We start from the raw sequence: 378 nt of genomic DNA, 5'->3' as shown, positions 1-378 counted from the left end.
CTTTGTTGGCCGCTTTTTCCTGTTCCAGCGCATTGACCAGATCGACGGTGGCGAAGAAGCGTACCTTTCTGCGGTGATGCTCGACAGCCTGGACGCCAAGTGCGGTGGCAATGTGACTTTTGCCGGTACCGGGCCCGCCAATCAGCACCACATTGTCGGCACTGTCCATGAAGTCTCCACGGTGGAGTTGGCGCACCAGGGCCTCGTTGATCTTGACCTGCCCCCCGAAAGTTCCCTCATTCTGATGTAGAGTCTGGACTTGTAACGGCTTTGTGCCGGTCACCTATCTCACTATGCCACCTTGGCCTCGAATGCGAGGGGGCTGATGCCGCCCAGATATGAATGGCGCCTACGTGGGTTGTAGAAGCCGTTGATGTA

The 378-nt window shown here is 57.1% G+C and carries 1 pseudogene; it reads right to left on the bottom strand.

Annotation, left to right across the window (positions count from 1 at the left end):
* A pseudogene (locus EOE18_RS18275) lies at positions 1–214 on the bottom strand (ATP-binding protein); the annotation flags it as partial.
* Positions 215–378 lie beyond the last annotated feature (164 nt).

The organism is Novosphingobium umbonatum, assembly GCF_004005905.1.
In the GTDB taxonomy this organism is placed as follows: Bacteria; Pseudomonadota; Alphaproteobacteria; order Sphingomonadales; family Sphingomonadaceae; genus Novosphingobium; species Novosphingobium umbonatum.
The sequence above is the reverse complement of the archived record's forward strand: the minus strand, read 5'-3'. Positions and strand labels throughout refer to the sequence as shown.